The following is a 2700-nucleotide window of genomic DNA, read 5'->3' as shown; positions in this document are numbered from 1 at the left end:
GGCCGCCGCCCCGGCGCGGCAGACCCGCGTCCGTCAGCGTGTGGCTGCTGCTCGGGGACGGGCCCGGACGGTCGAAGCCTACGCGGTCCTGAGCGATCTCGGGAGCGTCGGGGACAGATTCCGCTTCCGTTGGCCGATGGGCTTCGTAGGTGTCCTGATACGTGCTCTGACCGGCCCACTCGTCCTGTTGGGGCTGGGCGGCGAAGGCGCTCTCGTAGGGCGTCTCCGGGCTCTGCGGCTCCGGGTAGACGGCTTCCGTATACGGCTGGGCCAGCGGCTCCTGGTACGCGTTGTAGCCGGAGTCGGGTGCCTGGAATCCGGCGGCGGGATCGACGGGCTGCTGGGGCGCGTAGCCCTGGTCGTACGAGGCCTGCTGCGGCACGTACCGGCCGTCGACCTCCTCGCGGTAGTGGCTGTCGGTCCCGTCGCCGAAGACAGGCTGTCCCTCGCCCGTGGAGGTGCCCACCTCGGCCCGGCGCTCCTCGCGCCTGAGCGTGCGGTTGACGGGATCGAGCGTGCGGGGGCCGTTGTCCGCCGCGTCCTGGGCAGCTTGGGCAGCTTGGTCTTCGTACCGCGAGTCGTCGAAGCCCAGTTCGGCGGCCGTCAGCATCGGAGCGCTCTGGAAGACCGGCTCGTCGGCCGGGTCCGGCTGGTCCGGGATGAGCTGCGAGACGGTGAAGTCGTCGGCCGGGAGCGGTTCGCCGCCACCGCCGTGCGTGATCGCGTCGGGGAGCATCACCAGCGAGGTCGTACCGGCCTGCTCGCCCGAGGGACGCAACTGGACGCGGATACCGTGCCGGTCGGACAGCCGGCCGACCACGAAGAGTCCCATGCGCTGGGAGACGGTGGCGTCCACGGTCGGCGGATTGGCCAGCTTGTGGTTGATGTCCGCGAAGTCCTCGGCGGTGAGCCCGATGCCCTTGTCATGGATCTCGATCATCACCCGGCCGTCGGGCAGCCTGGTCGCGGTGACCCGGACCTTGGTCTGCGGCGAGGAGAACGTGGTGGCGTTCTCCAGCAGCTCGGCGAGCAGATGGACCAGGTCGGTCACCGACTGGCCGTGGATCTCGGTCTCGGGGACACCGGTCAGCTCGATACGCGCGTAGGACTCCACCTCGGAGGTGGCGGCGCGGAGCACATCCACCAGCGGCACCGGCTGGTTCCACCGGCGGCCCGGCTCCTCGCCCGCGAGGACCAGCAGGTTTTCGCCGTTGCGGCGCATACGGGTCGCGAGATGGTCCAGCCTGAAGAGGTTTTCGAGCTGGTCCGGATCGCCCTCGTTGTTCTCCAGCTCGGAGATGAGGGTCAACTGGCCCTCGATCAGCGACTGGTTGCGGCGGGAGAGATTGGTGAAGATCGCATTGACGTTTCCGCGCAGCATCGCCTGCTCGGCGGCGAGCCTGACCGCCTCGCGGTGGACCTGGTCGAAGGCGCGGGCGACCTCGCCGATCTCGTCACGCGAATCGATCGGGATCGGCTGCACCCGGGTGTCGACCCGGCCGGGCTCGGTACGGGAGAGCTGGTCGACCAGCATCGGCAGCCGCTGCTCGGCGATACCGAACGCGGCCGTGCGCAGCTCCCGCATCGAGCGGCTCATCTGGCGGGCCATCATCCCGGCCAGGACGAAGGCGGCCAGCAGAGCGATCACCACGATGGCGCCATTGGTGATCGCGTCGTTCCTGGCGTTGTCCGAGATCTGGGCCGCGTCCGCCACGGCCTTGTCGACGAGGTCCTTCTCCAGGACCGTGTAGCCGTCGAACTTGGCGGTGGAGGCGGCCATCCAGGCCTCGGGCGTGACTCCGCGCCGCGCGAGCTGCTCGGGGCTGGCACCGGTGGCGATCGCCGCCACCATGCCGTCCAGGACAGAGCCCTCCAGGCTCGGCGGTGCGACGAAGTCCTCGCCCGCGGCGGCGGCCTGCTGCTGGGCCGCTGTGAGCTTCTTGGCTCCCTCGGCCGCCTTCTGCGTCATCACGTCCTGGAGCCTGACCGTGTCCTCCGACGTACCGCCGGAGACATACTCGCCGACGGCGATGTCCTCCAGATAGGCGTACGAGGAGAACGCGATGGTCTGGCCGTTCCTGACATCGTTCTTCTGGCTCGGCCTGACCAGCAGATGTGTCCCGATGGAGCGCTGGAGCGACTCGGCGGCCTTGGCGAGCTGGATCGCGTAGACGGTACGGCCGTAGCTGGTGATGTTGCCGGTGCCGAGGCCCAGTTCGTTGGCGAACTCCATGAGGGAGTGCTGGACCAGCACATAGCCCTCCTCGGTCGCCACGGGACCGCCCTTGCCGCCGCTCTTGTCGGCGGTCTCGACGGCCTCGATGTACGCGCTCTTCCTCAGGGCCACGAGCTTCGGCTCCTCGGCCCTGAACAGGCTGAGACGGCGCTCCAGACCTTGCTTGGCGGGCATGTCCCGGACCGCGAGGTCGAACTTCTTCTTCGCGGCGTCCGTGGCGGCGCGGGCCCGGCCGACGACCGGTGCCTCCGCGTCGCCGGTCAGCAGCGGCTGAGCGGTGAGATCACGCTCGTTGAGCAGTGCCTGGCCGTACTCCGAGGCGGCCCTGACGACCAGCGCCGTGCGCTCGGCGTCCTGTGCTTCCTGCCAGGTGTCGATGGAGCCCTTGACCTGGAAGCCGCCCATCACCAGACCGACCAGCACAGGGATGAGGAGAATGGCGTTCAGCCGGGTCGGCACCCGCC

General features: G+C 69.4%; 1 protein-coding gene. It reads right to left on the bottom strand.

The genetic code is table 11. The features are described 5' to 3' along the window. Positions 1–2700 (bottom strand): sensor histidine kinase (locus GA0115259_RS31430; protein ID WP_237540631.1); only part of this gene is annotated, 2700 nt, incomplete at both ends.

This window comes from Streptomyces sp. MnatMP-M17 (genome assembly GCF_900091995.1).
Taxonomy (GTDB): Bacteria; Actinomycetota; Actinomycetes; order Streptomycetales; family Streptomycetaceae; genus Streptomyces.
Note: the sequence above shows the minus strand (reverse complement) of the source record. Positions and strands in the feature narration are given on the sequence as shown.